General features: G+C 44.9%; 18 protein-coding genes. 2 read left to right on the top strand and 16 right to left on the bottom strand.

Annotated features, from left to right (window positions below; genetic code table 11):
* Positions 1-22 precede the first annotated feature (22 nt).
* A complete protein-coding gene (locus tag I4V84_RS02775) occupies positions 23-718 on the bottom strand; it encodes a hypothetical protein (RefSeq protein WP_015552517.1) in 696 nt (231 codons plus the stop codon).
* A gap of 179 nt (positions 719-897) precedes the next feature.
* Here I4V84_RS02775 and I4V84_RS02770 point away from each other — a divergent pair, with 179 nt between their 5' ends.
* Entirely contained in the window at positions 898-1,458 is a 561-nt protein-coding gene (locus I4V84_RS02770; RefSeq protein ID WP_103900079.1) for a TetR/AcrR family transcriptional regulator, read from the top strand.
* A 74-nt stretch (positions 1,459-1,532) separates the two neighbouring features.
* On the opposite strand, the gene I4V84_RS02765 is transcribed toward I4V84_RS02770, so the two are convergent.
* From I4V84_RS02765 to I4V84_RS02715, 11 genes are all read right to left on the bottom strand, one after another.
* Positions 1,533-2,441, bottom strand: a complete 909-nt coding sequence (locus I4V84_RS02765; RefSeq protein WP_118529860.1) for a conjugal transfer protein — start codon at positions 2,439-2,441, stop codon at positions 1,533-1,535.
* A gap of 16 nt (positions 2,442-2,457) precedes the next feature.
* Positions 2,458-3,462, bottom strand: a complete 1,005-nt coding sequence (locus tag I4V84_RS02760) for a bifunctional lysozyme/C40 family peptidase (RefSeq protein ID WP_118529862.1) — start codon at positions 3,460-3,462, stop codon at positions 2,458-2,460.
* The gene (locus I4V84_RS02755; protein WP_118568541.1) at positions 3,459-5,825 is read right to left on the bottom strand and encodes a YtxH domain-containing protein; all 2,367 of its coding nucleotides are present in this window, start codon (positions 5,823-5,825) and stop codon (positions 3,459-3,461) included. The genes I4V84_RS02760 and I4V84_RS02755 overlap by 4 nt, the downstream gene beginning before the upstream one ends.
* A complete protein-coding gene (locus tag I4V84_RS02750) occupies positions 5,822-8,275 on the bottom strand; it encodes an ATP-binding protein (protein ID WP_118673081.1) in 2,454 nt (817 codons plus the stop codon). Before I4V84_RS02750 ends, I4V84_RS02755 begins: the two co-directional genes overlap by 4 nt.
* Positions 8,259-8,651, bottom strand: coding sequence for a conjugal transfer protein (locus I4V84_RS02745; RefSeq protein WP_005427021.1), 393 nt, complete (start codon positions 8,649-8,651; stop codon positions 8,259-8,261). Before I4V84_RS02745 ends, I4V84_RS02750 begins: the two co-directional genes overlap by 17 nt.
* A gap of 92 nt (positions 8,652-8,743) precedes the next feature.
* Positions 8,744-9,241 (bottom strand): antirestriction protein ArdA, encoded by a 498-nt coding sequence (locus I4V84_RS02740; RefSeq protein ID WP_109258194.1) that lies wholly within the window; start codon positions 9,239-9,241, stop codon positions 8,744-8,746.
* A 16-nt stretch (positions 9,242-9,257) separates the two neighbouring features.
* Positions 9,258-9,752 (bottom strand): antirestriction protein ArdA, encoded by a 495-nt coding sequence (locus tag I4V84_RS02735; RefSeq protein ID WP_015552522.1) that lies wholly within the window; start codon positions 9,750-9,752, stop codon positions 9,258-9,260.
* A 73-nt stretch (positions 9,753-9,825) separates the two neighbouring features.
* On the bottom strand, positions 9,826-10,332 hold the full coding sequence (locus I4V84_RS02730) for a superinfection exclusion B family protein (RefSeq protein WP_011861920.1): 507 nt from the start codon (positions 10,330-10,332) through the stop codon (positions 9,826-9,828).
* Positions 10,333-10,519: 187 nt separating this feature from the next.
* Entirely contained in the window at positions 10,520-10,741 is a 222-nt protein-coding gene (locus tag I4V84_RS02725) for a hypothetical protein (protein WP_002570387.1), read from the bottom strand.
* A 51-nt stretch (positions 10,742-10,792) separates the two neighbouring features.
* Entirely contained in the window at positions 10,793-12,004 is a 1,212-nt protein-coding gene (gene mobT / locus I4V84_RS02720) for a MobT family relaxase (RefSeq protein WP_244353836.1), read from the bottom strand.
* A 163-nt stretch (positions 12,005-12,167) separates the two neighbouring features.
* The gene (locus tag I4V84_RS02715) at positions 12,168-13,565 is read right to left on the bottom strand and encodes an FtsK/SpoIIIE domain-containing protein (RefSeq protein WP_118673083.1); all 1,398 of its coding nucleotides are present in this window, start codon (positions 13,563-13,565) and stop codon (positions 12,168-12,170) included.
* 141 nt (positions 13,566-13,706) lie between these two features.
* Between I4V84_RS02715 and I4V84_RS02710 the strand changes: the two genes are divergently transcribed.
* Positions 13,707-13,973 carry a hypothetical protein gene (locus tag I4V84_RS02710; protein ID WP_117845358.1) on the top strand — a complete coding sequence of 89 codons (267 nt, stop codon included), beginning with the start codon at positions 13,707-13,709 and terminating at the stop codon, positions 13,971-13,973.
* Positions 13,974-14,093: 120 nt separating this feature from the next.
* Here I4V84_RS02710 and I4V84_RS02705 read toward each other — a convergent pair whose 3' ends face one another.
* The 4 genes from I4V84_RS02705 to I4V84_RS02690 all read right to left on the bottom strand — a co-directional run bounded on the left by I4V84_RS02705 (position 14,094) and on the right by I4V84_RS02690 (position 16,496).
* The gene (locus I4V84_RS02705) at positions 14,094-14,471 is read right to left on the bottom strand and encodes a YdcP family protein (RefSeq protein WP_117845359.1); all 378 of its coding nucleotides are present in this window, start codon (positions 14,469-14,471) and stop codon (positions 14,094-14,096) included.
* A gap of 21 nt (positions 14,472-14,492) precedes the next feature.
* Complete coding sequence (locus I4V84_RS02700; RefSeq protein WP_002578441.1) at positions 14,493-14,807, bottom strand: YdcP family protein; 315 nt, start codon at positions 14,805-14,807, stop codon at positions 14,493-14,495.
* An 892-nt stretch (positions 14,808-15,699) separates the two neighbouring features.
* A complete protein-coding gene (locus I4V84_RS02695) occupies positions 15,700-15,975 on the bottom strand; it encodes a hypothetical protein (protein ID WP_117942769.1) in 276 nt (91 codons plus the stop codon).
* Positions 15,972-16,496 (bottom strand): helix-turn-helix transcriptional regulator, encoded by a 525-nt coding sequence (locus I4V84_RS02690; protein WP_195991191.1) that lies wholly within the window; start codon positions 16,494-16,496, stop codon positions 15,972-15,974. The genes I4V84_RS02695 and I4V84_RS02690 overlap by 4 nt, the downstream gene beginning before the upstream one ends.
* Between the last annotated feature and the right edge of the window lie 333 nt (positions 16,497-16,829).

The raw sequence follows: 16,829 nt of genomic DNA, 5'->3' as shown, positions 1-16,829 counted from the left end.
TTTGTTTATAATTGCAGTGATATTAGAATTGATACTCTGCAATATTTTTGAAATCATTGTTCAACACATAATATACCTTATTTTTAGCAACGGAATATACAAAAGAAACTCTGGTTGCCCAAAGTCCTTCCTGACGTACTGACCTAAGTACATCAAAGGCGTTGGAAATAGAGAAGTTTTCTCCATATCCTTGCAGTAAATCCTTTGCCTTTTCATATCTGTTATCCCCAGATAAAACATATGGATTAGTCAATTCTGGTTTTAGAATGGAGTAATTTGTTATTAAGGAATATTTTTCTTTTTCCAAACGATACCCAATCCCCGGTTCAATAATGAGAACACGCCCAGTTCTATCCGAAAACATAGCCTGCATAGTAGTGTCAGGAGCATAAGTAATTTTCTTTTTTTTCACTATTTCCAATGAATCATCAAAAGAGAGGTTGCCTTTTATAAAATTTTCTGTCAAATCAGCTATTGTATAGCATGATTCATTACCGCAAAATTGTGCATTGTCATTTCCATGTACATACAACAATGTGCCAACATTCCCATTTCTATTGATTCCGTGAAAAGAGTGATACTTATTATCGGACATTTTTATCCCTATAAAAAAACGGTCTTTTTCAGCAATTACGGTATGTTCCCATTCAGAAAGGTCAATATCAAAATTGAACCCAACAATGGTTTCTTTCCCATTATACACAAATCTTGTACACATATTTGTAGTTCCTTTCATAAACTAATTATAGTAGTATCAAAACTAATTATATTAGTAATATTAAATATTATAATACAATTTGTCAATATAAAAGTTCTTTTTTTCTAACCTAATTATTGACTTCGCTAATTTAATTACTTAAAATGAGGTAAATGATGTGAAGAAAGAGGAAAATGAATATGCGAGTTACAAGAGCCGAAGTTATAAAAACAGCGTCTGATATGGCTGATAGAAATGGACTTCATAATGTTTCTTTGAAAGCTATTGCTGAAAATTTAGGGATTCGTACCCCCTCCTTATATAATCATATAGGAAGTTTGGATGAACTTCTTAGGGAGATAGCACATAGTGGTATGCGTACTATGAATGAAAAAATGATTCGTGCAGCAATCGGTAAGACAGGGGATTCAGCGTTAAAATTAGTGGCAGTTGAATATCTTAATTATATGATTGAACATCCCGGTGTGTATGAAATAATTCAATGGGCTAGTTGGAATGGAACAGAGGAAACAGCAATCATTTTTAATGATTATCTATCTTTACTTAAAACACTTATTTGCTCATGTGGCTTTAATCCAGATAAGACCACTGAAATTTTGAGCATGGTAACAGGTATGCTTCATGGTTATACAACATTACAATTAAGATATGCCTTTTCAAATCCTGATAAAGTAAGAAAAGAATTATCCGAAGCAATTGATACACTACTGCTGGGAGCTAATCAAAAATATAAAGATTAAACGAAAATTTCTTTTAAATACTTTGTAAGAGAAACGTGCAAATCTCCAAATGAGAAATGCACGTTTCTCTATAACTATTTCACAATTTTCCAGTTTTCCCCGTTCTTTTCCAGCACAAGGTAAAACTGCGATACCTGTGTTGTCATGGTCTGGTTATCCAGATATTTTACTGCAAGGGAAGCTGTCACCTGATTTCCGTTTCGGTTGTAGACAGGATTTACCAGTTCCGAGAAGATATATTCTTTCCCCACAGGTTTCAGCACGCCCTCATTCACATAATAGGTCAGCTCTTTTGCGGTTGCCGTAGGGTACAGCTTGAAAAAGGTAGTGAGAAATTCGTTGATTTCCTCCGTGGTGATGGAATCCACCGTACCGTCACTTTGTACCGCTTTTGGGGTGTAACCGGATTTTACAGGAACGCTGGTGATGGTTGGGTTCTGGATAATCGTCAGGTTTCCAGAGCCGTCCACATAGACCGTCACCTGATAGGCGGAACGGACGGTTTTACTGGATTCTCCCTCTGTGATACGCTGTTCCACTGTATAGGTCACTTGATAATGCTGCTCCTTTTCTTTTGTAATTTCCCATATCTGAAAATCGGTCAGGGCAGACGATACGGGGATGTCCTTTCGGACAGTATCTACATTCAGGGCTTGCAGCTCTCCGGTGAGATACCCTTTTAAAGCGTTTGTCCGGTTGTCAATGGAAGTGGCGGACTGTTCCCATGAATAGTAGACTTCTGCGAAATTCTCCACAAAGTTTTCTATCTTGTGAGTGTCGAGGATGGTTTCCTCAATCACTTTGGTTTCATGGACAGTATGAATGTCTATCGCCGTGAAATTCTTATAGACGGCAAACAGGAAGCTCATTGCCAGCAGCACCCACAGGGCAATCACGGTTTTTTTGTGGGTATTGACTTTGTAAACTTTCAGTTTCTTTTCTTTCTGCTTTTTCTGGTTATCCTCTTTTCTAATCTGAATCATATCGGTTCATCCTTTCTTATTGTTTGATTCGTCCGGCTCCGGCAAGGTGCTGTTGCCAGTAGGAGCCTGTCAGGTCTGCGTAACCAATGGGATTTCCGGCATGGTACATCCGGTTATTTCCCACATACAGCCCCACATGGGTGATGTAGGTTCCGGCGTTGTAGGTGGAGTGGAAAAAGACCAAATCCCCTGCTTTTGCTTCGGACAGGGGGATGTGCTGCGTCACATTATACTGTTCCTGTGCTGTCCGTGGCAGGGCGATTCCTGCCTTGCCATAGCACCACTGCACCAGTCCCGAACAGTCAAAGGAAGTGGAGGGGGAATCGCCCCCGTACACATACGTCCAGCCCTCATACTTTAAGGCTTCCTCCATGATAGCCTGCACCGTTTCATCATCAAACTGTGCCACGGTCAGGTATTGCGATACCAAGAGGACATAGAACATATTTCCGTAGGAATACCGCCAGCCTCCGTTTTTCTCTACCGCAACAGGGTTGGTGTAGGTGACTTTCTTTCCGCCGGATTTGTCCCTTGCGAAGCTCTCTGCCAGTTCAAAGGTGTACGTTTTCCCGTGTCCTGCTACATAATCTAAAAAACCGCCGCCGTAGTTATAGGACTGAATCACGCTGTTTAAGTCACAGCCCTTTGTTTCTGCTGCTGCGAGCAGTTCCGAGAAATACTTGCAGCCCTGTTTGATGGATTCCTCTGTACTAAGGGAGTTCGGAGGAAGCCCCAGAGATTCCGAGGACTGCATAACGTCTTCCAGCGTGCCGCCGGATTCCACCTGAATGATGGCGAGCAGCACATTTAAGTATTCTTCTATGCCATATTCCTTTGCATACTTTTCCAGCATAGGTTTATGGGCGAGGACTTCCTGTGATACGCTCACGCCCCCATAGATAAGGTTTCCGCCGCTTCCGCCGTCTTCCTCATCCGAGAAGACAATTACCACCAAAAGGAGCAGGGAGAACATCATCACGAACACGCCGGAACAGGCAAAGAAAAGGTGTCTTAACTTCATGGTTTCTCCCCTTGCTTTTGTTTGGCAGCCGCTTTTACCGTTTTTGTCCACTCCTTTCTGGCGGTGGTACGCCGGATGGTAAAGTTCGATTCTTTTACCACAGGGGCAGCCCGTTTTCTTTCCGGTATCACAGGAGCCGTATCATTCTGGACAGGTCTTGCCGGATGGGGAGCAGCAGGGGTGATGGTGGGACTTGTCTTTTGTCTTTCCTCTGGTTTGTCTGGGGAAACCGGAGGGAGTATCTGGCGTTCCGTCCTTACTGGCGGTGTTTGCTCATGGTGGATGGAAGCTGCTTTTACCACCGGAACCGAAGCCCGTTCCGCCACAGTTCCCCCATAAGAAACCTGTCCCCGTTCCCTGATGGATGGGGAAGCTGGCTGCATGGCTGGTTTTCCTGCATGATGTCGGAAATCTTCTGGCTGCTTTGCAGTAACAGGGCGTTCATGGACAGGAGCCGCCCCTTTGGGTGCTTCGGAAGCTGTCTTTTGCGGCTGTTTTGCCTGTTCCAGTTCCGCCCTGCGTTCTGCAATGGTCTGTCTGCGGCTTTCTGCCTGTGCGTTTCGCTGTTCGGCTCTGGCAGTTCGGGTCTGGGTCACGCTGGAAGTAAAATCCCGTACTCCCTCTGATACCTGTGTTTTCCCGTGGTAAAGGGCGTACTTTGCATTGACAGGCAAATCCTTTGCCTGCTCCCGAAGCTGTCCGGCAGTATCGGCTATCTTATCTTTGGTATCTGCCACCGCACCTACCGCAGAGCCAGCCCGTTTCCATGCGGATTCCTTTTCCGGTGCTGCCTGTCCGTCTGGTCTGCTGTGGTCTGCCTGCGTCCGTTTGGAAGAGCCGGAGCTGGAAGCAGTTCTCTGGTCTGAGCCAGCCTGTTTTCCTGCATGGTAGGCAGCCGTACCAGCCCCAAGAGCCGCCACAGAACGTCCTAACTTATGCTGTAAACGGTGCATATGGGCGTGCATGAGCATACGGGGTCTTCGCATGATACGGCTCCCCATGCTTTGGGAATCCCCACTCTGTAAGGAGAACATCCCCATCAAATCCCCCAGCTTGAAATAAATTCCGGCAAAGGTCACTATCTGCAAGAACGCCGTCAGGAAGAACGGATATTCCCCAGACAGGTTGTAGAGCATGGTGGAAATACTGAACGCTACCGTGATAATCAGGGTGATTCCGGCTCTGGTAAGGATGGTGTTGAACAGTTTTGTAATGGCACGTTTTGACATCCCCTCAAAAGAGGGAACCATGCTAAGGAGAAAGCTCACAGGCAGGAACATGGCGTAGATGATAAAAAGCACCTGTGAGAAAATCATTATCCCTGTGAGCAGGAATACAAAAATGGAGATACCCATATTGAACATGAACAGGAAGAAGACGGTTCCCAAGCGGTTGATGGTCTTTGTGATGGTAAGGTTGGTGTTTTCCCTGTCTTCGATTTCCTCCACTACGATTTCTTCCCTGTCCTGCCCATTGTTTTCGTTTGGGCTGGTTGAGAGCAGGCTTTCCACACGGTCAGCCCCAATGCTTTCCACATCTGAGTTGCCGTATTGCAGCAGGAGCCACGGCTGCTTTACCTGTATGGAAAACAGGCTGTCCCGTATCAAATCCACGCTGTCTTTTCCTTGACTTTCCGAGTTCGGCAGCACAATCTTTGTACCAAGGGTCAGGCTGGCATTGCTGATGTCTGCGGAAAATTCATTGATTTTCCCGATATAATCAGGGGCATAGGCGATAAAGGCAGCGGACAGCACGAACACCATCACGAAATTGACAACGGCATGGATGGCTTTTGTGGTTTCCCGTTTGATAAGCCCTGTGTAGGCAACGTAAATCCCCACCACCAGAATGAGAATCAGCAGGAACCCGATATAAAATCCCTCCGAGGACAAGCCGCCTGTGGTAACGCCTGCCAAGGTCTGCATATTTTTTCCAATGGAATCCGCCGTAGAGGAAATGAAGTCCAGCGAGTAGGCTTCCTGAATCAGATACCCCGTGGCGTTGGAAAGGTACAGGCTGATTGTCCAGATAAAATTTGTGATGGCATATAGCCCGTACATCACCTGTTTTCCGATACCGTCCAGCCAGTTCCACGGGAGCCAGTCCCATCCGCTGTCCACATAAAAATCAAGCTGGTAGTTGTCCAGAGGATATTTGCTGTATTCGTTGGCAGCGTCCACCGTATCATCCACCAGTCCGGCAGCGTGGGCGGCTGTGCCGAAGACTGCAAACAGCAGGAGGATGAAAAGGAGTGCCAGAAGCACTTTTCCTGCTATACTCCCGATTTTTTTAAAAGAGTTTTCTCCCTTTGTCCGGCAAGGGACAAGAGCTGTCCCCTGTTGGATGGGCTTTCTTATCTTCATTCCTCCACCTCTTTTCTTACGGGCGGTCTGGTATCAAAGGCATGGAACAGGTCTTCAAAGATAGGATGGAACTGTATGACTCCCACACGCCCGTATAAATCACTGATAAGGCACTGTCCGTTTTCCAAGTCACGGAGCCGCTTCTGGTTGTTTTCATCTTCGGAATCCACCCCGAAAAAGGCAAGGGTCTTCTTGATTTCGTTGATGTCTGTGGAACGGAACGCAAATTTCAAGCCCAGATTGTTTTTCAGCTTTTCATCCAGCAAATCGTCCGTGTTCTGGGTGACAAAGTAAACGCCTGCGTTCATGGCACGTCCGGCACGAACCAGCTTCATGGAGAGTGTCTTGCCCTGTGCCACCTGTAAGAAGCTCCATGCTTCATCCAAATCCACAATCTTAAACACGCTGCGGTCGGTATGGATGAAGTCGAGGGCAAAGGTGCTGATTACAATGAGCATTGCCACGGAAAGTAGCTCCATTGTGGTGTATTCTTCAAACGAGGTTTCCTTATCCGGCAGCACCAAATTCGCCACTTGAATGATGTTGAGTTGCTTTTCAAGGCTGATGGACTGTGTGACATCCCCATCCGAAAAGAGCAGGTGTGCAAAGTCATAGTCCGTAAAGGATTCGATATGGTCGGCTATGCTGGTGCTGATGGTGGTTCCCTCCGCCCGAAGTTCTTCAATCACCTTGAAAAGCCCCCGTTCCTCACTGTTTGTTACCGCACGGATGGCTTTCCGAAGAACAGGGAACTTCTCTCCGTCACGGCTGGAAATGCCTGTTAAAAAAGTCAGGATGTCGATTGCCAGTGATTCGGAATCCTTTGGGTTCTCCATAATCACATACGGGTCAAGTAAGCCCCTGTTCTGTTCCTCCGAAGTCAGGTTTACGATATTGATTTCATGGGCGATTTCCGGCAGGGTTTCTTTCCACCGTCCCCGTTCTGCTTTCGGGTCAACAATGAGAGCCTGTGCCCCAAATAATACGGAATAATAGACAATCATGTTGTTGCTGAATGATTTTCCACCGCCGAGGGAGCCGACAAAAGCGGCAGCAAGGGCGTTGGTGACGGAGCCTTTTACTCCTTGACTGGCAAGGGCAGGCTTTAAGTACACGTTTCTTCCCGTATCAAGGCTGTACCCGATATAAATGCCCTCCGGTTCCCCCAACATCTGGGTTGCCCCGAAGCCAAGACCAGCGAGGAAGTCGCTGGTTACATACTGGATGTAATCGTTCAGATACCGCTTGCTGGCAGGGAGAAATTCCCCATGCAGCCCCAGCATATCTCCAAAGGGGCGAACCAGCTTCACGTTCAAATCGTCATAAAAATCTTTCACCTCATTGCAGCGGCGTTTCAGTTCTTCCAAGTCGGGAGCCGTCACACGCACCACATAGGACAGCTTATACATAGATTCCTTGCTCTGGTCTAAGGTGGATTCCAGCTCATTTACGCTGTCTAAAGCGTCCACCACGTTTGTACTGGTTTCACTGTCATTCTGCCATGCGTGGTTGTCCAAATCTTTCAGCTCTTTTTTCTTGTTCCGCACCGTGGAGAGGGCTTTCCGGTTTGTCACAATCTCCACATTCATAGAGGTATCAATGGGAAAAGTGAATTGCTGCTGCTGATAGTAAAAGATTTCCGAGGATGGGAAGTCCAGTTCCCCTACAATGCTGTTGATAGTAAAGTAGGCGGCATAAACTGTCCCGTCTTCCTGTTCGATTTTCAGATACCGCTGGTTTTCCTCTATCAGACAACGGGTGGGTTTGATGAGGTCATAGTATTTCACCAGCGTTTCCTGCTGAAACCGTTTCTTCGGAAGATAATACTCATAATCTTCGTAGGCGGTTCCGGTCTGCCCGTATAAATGCTCAATCAGATAGCCAAAATCGTCCTTGTTAAGCCGCCGGACTTTGAAGCGGCGTGAGATTTTACTTTCCAGCAGCTTTTCCATCTTCTGAAACCGCCAGATTTCTTCATTGCTCATGGAAACAAAATCTCCCATGAGTTTGTGGTTGACTTCATGGAGAAAATCGGAAACGGCGGTCTTTGCTTCCCTGCGAAACTGCTTCATGGTGACTTCCTGCTCATTGACAAGCAGCTTGAAGCCGATAAAAAAGCGGTAGTCCACCTGATTTTCCCCTATCATGGAAATCAGGGCTTCGGTCTGTGCGTCAATCTTTGCACAGGCAATATCTTTTAACTTGCCTGTTACTTCCTGTTTGGAGCGTTCCTGTGCTGCCCGTATGCTGGATTCGGTGCTGATTTGCAGGGCGTGAATCTTCCCGTCCCTGTTCTGGGCGATAAGCTGCCGGAACGAATCGTGTACCTGATATTTCTGTTCAGGGCTTAAAAAGGAATAGTTGTAGGGAAGCAGCTCATAGTAAGCGAAGCACTCCCCGTCATGGTTGAACACAAGGTTATTTTCGATGTATTTAATCGGATATGCCATAAATATCACTCCTTACTGCCGTGATGGGCTGTGCTGGATATTCCTTTTCCAGCTTCACGGGCTTTCCTGCATAGGTCAGTTTCGGGCGTACCAGATATGCCAGTACGGATTTCAGGAAGCCGTAAGGCTTCTTCCCGTCAAAGGTCTTCTGGCACATGAACCAAGTGAGGGCAAAAGGTACGCCGAAATATTTTAAAAATGCCCCGTCAATGAATGAAAGGGGAGGGAGGTTCCCCAAGAGCATAACTGCAAACACCGATACCACGAACCACGCCATCTGTGTGAACGTGATGGGGAATGGCAGCTTAAAATCATTGATGGAATAGAGTACCTTTTCCACCGACCAGATACTGGTATAGCTTCGTATTTTCTTCATGTTGTCCGTCCTTTCTAAAAGATGGGGACAGCAAAAGAGCCGCCCCTGAATAAAAAATCCGCCTGTATTTCCTGAAAGAGATACAGACGGGTCTACCGTAAGATTTCATATACGCCGTGGTTCGTGACAACAAAGGTTCCCTCCAATTCCATGTCACGCCCATAGGCTGCATAGTCGATATAGTTTTGTAAGTGTGCCGGAAGTTCTCCAAGCTGTCCGCTTTCTTCCAGATAGTAGCGAGCCACATCCGCCATATCGTCACAGCCGGAATGGCAGATAATATCGTCTTCATGCTCACAGAGTTCTTCGATACTGCCAAAGTAGGATTGCAGCTCTGATAGTTCCTCCTGAATGTACTCCGGTAAGTCCTCCACCATTTCACACAGGCGGTTGACTTCCTCAATGGGGGTATATTCGTCAATCTCAAAGGGCAGTTCATAGTCATGGATGGCGTATTCCTCATATTCATCATTCAAACTGATACGTTCCTTGACTTCCTCAAAATCCACAGGCGGCGTGAACCATGCCCCTACCAGTTCGCCCTCATTGTATTTTCCTAAGTTGGCAATGTAAATCCGCATTTCTTCCAAGTTCCTCCACCTCCTTTTAGCGGTAATAAAAGATACCATTGTCCGTAAACAGATAGTTTTCGCTGGTTTCCAGCTCCCGACCAATGGAAGCGTAGTCGATATGGTTCAACAGGTCTGGATGTACTTCTCCAAATATCTGTACCTCCTGCACCAGATAACGGGCGAGGGATTCCCCGTCCTGAACCGGATAGCAGCGTATCTGGTCTTTGTGGTCGATAAATTCCGTAAAGCTGGAAAACCACCGCTTTTGTACCACATCCATTTCATAATAGAGGGGCGTTCCCTGCATTTCCTGTACCATCCGGCAAAGGGCGTTGATTTCCCAGAGCCTTGTGTTGCCCTCCAACGGAAACGGCAGCTCATAGTCTTCAATTTCGATTTCTTCCTCACTCTGAACGCCAAGACGTTCCTTGACTTCCTCAAAATCCACGGGACAGGAAAACCATGCCCCAGGGTACTCCTCAAAATCCTCATGGTAAAACCGTGTGGTGTTCAGGATGTAGATTCTCATTTTCTCAATTAGTATCACGTCCTTTCTTAGAACAAAAAATGGCAACTAACTTTGTTTGTCAGTTGCCATTTTTCTAATAAAATATTCGCTTTAATTCTTCATCACTATTGATTTTTTTAATTACCCAAGGTTGTAAAAAATAATTGATTTGTGGGTCTAACATACTTACTAAATGAGTTTGTCCGGCAGGGGTTAATATTTGTAAATGTTGAAGTTCTATTACTAATCCATTGTTCATGGGTAATGGCAGGGTGTGAGTTGGTTCACGTAAAAACTCCCGAATGATTGTCACCTGTTCTGGTGTCATATTTTTCAAATATTTAATCTGAGCAGTTCCTAATCTCTTTGAAGCATACTTGTCATAAAAGAAATGAAAAATTTTAGATAGTAATAAAACTATTAGTAAGGCTGTGGAAATCACAAAAACAATGCCTATTGTAAAACCATATTTTTCTCGAAAATTTATAATATAAAACTTTTGGGCTAACTTTTGAGGCAATAATAATAATGTACCACTGGCAATAGATAAAGCTCCTAAAATGTTCGGTGGTAATTTCAAAAAATCAATAAAATCCTTCATACATTTCCTCCGCTTTCAATTACTATATAAAGAAATTATACCACCATTCTTAGTTTATCTCAATTATCATACACTATCATATTACATCTTCTTTCTTTTGGGGAGTTACGCTCCCCAAGCCCCTAGTGGACTTCCGCCATGAAGCAATCAGAGCTTGCTCCATAACGGAAGTGTAAAATGGGTTTTTCTATGCACCGATAATCTTATTGAACAGTTCCAGTAAGATGTCCTTTACACCGTCCGCATTGAAGACCAGCCCAACCGCTACAAGGGAAACTACCAGAAAACCGATAAGTTTGGAAAATTCCCTCTTAAATCCGAGGTACAGTCCAATTACCACGATTGCCAGCAGCACAAGGGACTGGGCGTTGGATAAAAACCAGTTGTAAAGATTCTGTCCGAAATTCATAAAAGCTCCTTTCTTTCCTGTAAGAGTTCTTAGGTTCCAAAATTGCCGCCGTTAAAGCACCACCTCCTTTGCAGCGGCGGCTTGCTGCTTCAGGATTTTTTCGTGCTTCTCCGTCAGCTTTGCATGGGTGATGATGTCATGGACAATCTGGGTGTGGTTCATCTTATCCAGACGGAGAGCCAGCTTTAATGTGGGTGCTACCTGATGGGAGAGCCAGTGCAGGGTGCGTTCAAAGGAATAGGGTTCCGGTTTGGTTGTCAGTTTCAGGCTTCCCCTGTGTTCCCCAATGAACCACGCCCATTCCTCACTGATACGCCAGTCAGAACGGGGTTTCGTATCGTCCTTGTCCACGAACCGGACATAGCGGTTGATGATTTGAAAGGCTGTCCGTTCTGGATTGTCATGTTCTAACAGGTCACGGATGGCGTAAAAGGCACGCTCATTTTTCAGCCGGATTTCAAAGCGGTTCTTTACCTCTGCGTCCGCAATGGGAATATCATGCTTTTTGTACTGCTCATAGTCCTTTTCGTAAATGCAGAAGTACACCTCACTTTGGAGGGAGCCGATATACAGGGTGTTCCCCATACATTCTTTTTCCTCACGCCGTACCAGTTCGCCGCTGCGGTAGCTTTTGAAGCTGCGGAAGACCGAGATACATTCCTCATTCCGGCACTTCTCTGTCAGATGGGGAATGTTCAGGATTCCCGTTTTGTCATTGATGGCGAGGTCAAGCCGCTTCATCACGCCGTCCTCCATGAGAACATCCATGAAAAACTCATACCAGCTCCGTTCCTGTGCCAGCAGATAGCTTTCAAACTGGCGGCAGCCACGCCCTTTCAGTTCCAGCAGCACCCCTTTTTCCAGTTCCGGTGATACCAGAACGAAAATATCCCCCAGATAGTAATGCTCTGTGTAAGAGTAGAAACCGTAGTCTTCATGGATAAAGTAGGGGAGCTTTAGCCGCAGCACGTCTTCCACGATATGCTTCACATCCGTAGTGGGAAAGCGAATCCGCACATAGTCAAAGAGCATTTCAAGGGGAGCGTCTGGGTTGAATCGTTCCAGAGCTTCCGTGATGGCTTCCTGTAATACTTCGGACGGGTGAGCCTTGCCTGTTTCAATGTCGCTCAGGTACGGACGGGTGATTCCGGCAGCTAGGGCAAGTTTCTGTTGTGAGATACCGTAACTTTCCCGTTTTTCTTTGATGTCCCGTACCCATGTTTCTTCATTCAGTGAAAATCCCTCCTGTCTAAAAAAGCGTATGTCAACTTTCAGAGCCTTGTTGACACACGCCGGATATGGGAAAATCCCTTGTGTACCATGGGATTCTGCCCTGTTGTTTGGTTGTTGCCTGTCGATTTGTACCCCTCTGTTAGATACGAGGGGTTTATGCTGGCGTGCCTTGCGGCACACCAGCCACAGCAGGTCAGTCCGCTTCTGCGGCTTTCGCTTCGCACGCCGCCTGCACTCCCTGCCTGCTGTCTGTCAGTTTTTTTATTTCTTTGAGGAAATCGTGTCCTTTTTGTACAAGGGGCGTGTAAAACTCCGAGATAACGCTAGTTCCCACATCCATATAGCCACGCCCCTTTATCTGCTTTAGGAAGAAGTCCTTTGTGGTTTCCCCGAACATCATCCCATAGCCCATTTCCGACATCCGCCCCAGAGCCACACGGAAATTGAACTGGTCACGGATTCCGTCCCCCAGATACTTTGCGTCCGGACGCTGGCAGGCGAGAATCAGGAAGAAGCCAGCCTGCCGCCCAAGCATAACGATTTGTTTTAATTTGTTGAGGACGGCGGCGTTTTCCTTTGTGCCGAGCATTTCCATAAATGCCACATATTCATCAAAGATAAGGAAATGTGCCGAAAGTCCCAAGTAAGCGTAGTTTTCCCCTGTCCGGTAATTCTCCATGAGCTTCATGTCTTCGCTGCGTTTCATCATTTCTTCATAGAAACGGTCAATGCAGGCGAGCATATCTTCCTTTTTGTAGTACACATCCGGCATAACCGCCTGTAAATCCGCAAGGTCAGCGTTCTTTGGGTCTAACACGAACAGGACAGCGTTGGTGCGGAGCAGGGCTTCAATGAGGGTCAGGATGAAGTAGGTCTTTCCGCCGCCGGTTCCTCCGGCAATGAGCATATGGGGGAGCTTATCATACTCCCACCAGACATTTTTCATAAGCCGGAGCCTGCCGTCCTTTGCCTGTACATCCTCAATGGAGATACGGTTGGCAATGGTATCATAGAGCAGGGTGTACTCCACATAGGAATCCTTTAATTCCTTATCCGTCAGCTCACAGTACAAGCCGCTTTCCAGCTTTTTCTCCAAGTTTAAGAGCTGTTCCTGATATTTCCCCAAGGTGATTTCCACACGGATATGGAGCAAGCCCTGTTTCATCCGGTAGTAGATTTTGGGAAAGTAAGTGATGGTTTCTTTGGAACGGCTGGAAGACAAGTCCTTGAAAAAAGCGTCTTCTTTTCTCTGCTCTGATTCATACCACTTGTTTTCCAATACCATCCTTGCCAGCTTTTGACGGTGGATGAGCTGCTTTACTTCATCCCTGCGGTATCGCCAGAACAGAAGAACGGCTGTAAGGCACACCATTCCTGCCACGCCCATGCTGAATAGCAGATAAGGGAGATTTACATCCTGTGTTATCTGGGAGAGGGACACTTCCTGCCAGTTGGTTCCGGCAATTTGCCGGATATGAAACAGCAGGACAACCAGCAGGAAGACAGGGAACAGGGCGGCAAGGGAAGTATGGAACACAAGGTCTTTATCCGTGGGACGGATACGTTTTCCACGGGGGAAAAATGGTTTCATACTGAAATCCTCCTTTTCATAAATTAAATTTTTAATCTTGACAAAAAGAATGAATAAGTGTTATACAATAAATATAACTAGATGATACCGGCATGAAAGTAGATTCATGTTGCTAACCTCAAACAGCTAAGGAGGATTGTTATGAAAAAAATTAAACATTCTACTACTTTTTCTTTTCATCGAGAGAAAACAGATACAAAAACAGAGTTATTGTTATCTCTAACAACGTCATCAACGTCTAAATCAACTTTTGATTCATCGAACATGTCAGCAATACCCAAAATCGGTAAGCAACTAATATCTTTTATTCTTACTAACTATAATAAGATTTTACCGTTCTGTTCCACTATACAAGATAGTTTGCTTATTGATTTAGTTATATTTTTATTGATTGAAAACTTTTTATAATAACTTATGAAAGGTGTAGCCGAACTACTCGCTGTATGAGTAATTCGGCTACTAAAGGTTTTGGATGCTATGCAAAAAATCTTGACCTATGTTATTTATATTCAGTAACCATGTCTATTCCTATTTTCTAACTACTTCATCTTTTTTCGGCTGCTGCGGATTCATGGCAGCCCCTTTTTTCAGGACAATATCCTCCGCCTTGATGTACCAGTCCACCTCTGCTCCCTGAAAGGTAGCCGTTGCTACGGTATCCGCCACAGGATTGATAATTTCTACCTCTGCGTTGTAATCGAACTCCTTTAACGGCACGCTGGCAGGGATGGAAACCTGAATCATACGCCCCTGCCCTCTGGATTTTAAGTCATAGGTACGTTCTTTGATTTCTTCTGATACCGAGCCGTCTTCATTCTGGAGGTGAACCTCACGGCGGAGGGCAGAAAACTTCAATGCCCCGAATGTTGCTTCCTTGTCAATCACGATTCCGTTTGCTAATCTCATAGTCTGATGTCCTCCTTTTCCTTACGCTTTTACCATATCGTCAGCGTGTAAAATGTAGTTGGTAAAGCCCCTTGTGCCGATTTTATAGCCCTCTGCGGTGATACGAGGATTGACGAGCTTCACACGTTCCTCAAAGTCAAAATGTTTCTCTCCTGCTTCAGCAGGGAGGATAACCACAATATCATCTGCCCTCTGTACGTCTGAATAAAGATTGAAGCTGCGAGAGAGTACCGCCATGCGTCCGTTGATTCTTCTCTGTTCTGTTTTGTCTTCTCCGGCAAACTCCAAGTTGCCAAATGTTTTTTCCATGTTGGGGATAACGAATTTTAATTCCATATAGATGTATCTGTCCTTTCTGAATGTTGTGTTTGTTGGTTTTGGGTTCTGGTCTGGAAGCGGAGGGGAACGCTCCAGCGGTGGTGAGTTCTTCGTAGTATCACATCCTTTCTGGGGCTATTGAAGAAATTACAGGGTTGTGATATTATCTAAGTGTTAAAAATTAAGTGGTCATGGTTAGGATTGTTAGCTTGTATTTTCTCATGCAGCTCTGTCATGTACTCCCAACAACTTAAAAGTAGATTTCAGTGGAGATTTATAATATCAGGAGGTACGGTTATGACAATAATAACGACTGTAAAAAGCATTATGGTGGGCAACGGAATTTCTGGGAATTTTTGCTAAAGTGTGCAGGGGCAGTGGGAAAAATTACGGCTGGCATGACATGAAGAATCCGGGAGGGTCAAATCTCCAATTCCCATCGGGGCTGTTTTCAGCCCCATTTAATTTTGAAACAAAAAATAGACGCTCATTCTTGAACGTCTATTTTGGGATGATATTGAGGTTTGCTGGTCTATCTTATAAAATCTGAATGTACTTCGATTGCATTTTTATTGCATTTTTTATTTTTTTTCATATAAATTTTAGTGGTTGATAGTTCCTGAAAATGCCTTAAAATCAATGATTTTCACTTATATAGCATACTGTCTGTCTGGAGTTTGAATAAACAAAAATGCTTAGTAAACCAAGCACTTATGCGGGTTTGCGGCACTTTTAAAAGTCTTTTGATAACAAATTGATAACAGTTGCATAAGAGCCATTATTCTTGTAATCCGGTGGTTTTCGGGTTAGAGAATGATTGACAGGTGGTTGTGCAACAAATAAATCCATATTTATCTAAAAAGCCCTTAGCTGTGGGTAAAAACTCATAGCTAAGGGCTTTTTGTCGTGCTTATTTATTTTTTTGCTGACGCTTTATAAGAATATCCATCAACTCGATATCATTATGGGGTAATTCATCATCTTCAAATTCACCTAAATAAGTTACATCATGATATTTTTGACCATCATATTCGTAACCAGTGTAAGGATACCCCCTATCTGTTGTTCCGTGATATTCTTTGAACTCTTGTTTGGCTTCTTCGGCGGTGAAAGTGCTTGAATCGAAATAGATACCTTCTTTTTCTTTAGCCCAACCCATTTTTGTTGCCTTAAACAGATGCTTCATAGATGTTCCTCCTTTAAAGAATTTATTAGAGCGTCGCTAAGTGCCTGTGATGGGACTTTTGCCCATGTTTGCGTAGTATCAAATTCTGGGTAGTGGTAACGCCACTCATCGTATTTGTCTTTACTGATTTCCTCAGAAGATAGCTTGTCAGCCTGTTCTTTCCAGGCATACAGCATTTTCTGGAGTTCGTGAGCATCTTTGCCTTTGGAAGTATCGACTTTCAGACAGATTTTTCCGTCTGATTCACTGACAGTCAGACCGTACAAATCTTCAAGGGTAAACAAAGTGTGCATCAGCCCGATATAGCTGTCAATGTCAGGCACATCGAGGGCATGAGGGGAAACATCCAGAGCCTGTGCCAGTGCAGCAGTAAGTTCCGCCTTCGGTTTTCTTGTTCCTGTTTCGTATTGTGCCAAACGTACATCGGCACTTCGCTCAGGAAAGCCGACAATCGTACCAAGATATTTTTGTGTCATTCCACGCAGAATGCGGAAAAAATGGATTCTCTCTCCAATCGCCATAACGTGTCCACTCCTTGTATGTATTTTACTATGAGTATAGCAGATATGTTTAGGATAAGTCAAGACAATACAAAACAAAAAAGTTTAATATTTTTCGCAAAGCCACTTGACACAAACAAATATGCTTAGTATAATAAGTTCGAAATTAAACAAATAAGTTTAATAAAAACGAAATGACCGTCCGAACAGTATAAACCGCCAAGACCTTGACAGAAAGCAAGCGAGCACCTGACATATTACGATATATCGGGACAGCACAGTGCCGAACAGGGAATACCTGCTGGAACTTCATTCGGATAGAACGGCAATAAAAAACGAAAGAAGGGATTGATG

The organism is Ruminococcus sp. 1001713B170207_170306_F1 (genome assembly GCF_015668065.1).
GTDB classification, from domain to species: domain Bacteria; phylum Bacillota; class Clostridia; order Lachnospirales; family Lachnospiraceae; genus Blautia_A; species Blautia_A faecis.
Note: the sequence above shows the minus strand (reverse complement) of the source record. Positions and strands in the feature narration are given on the sequence as shown.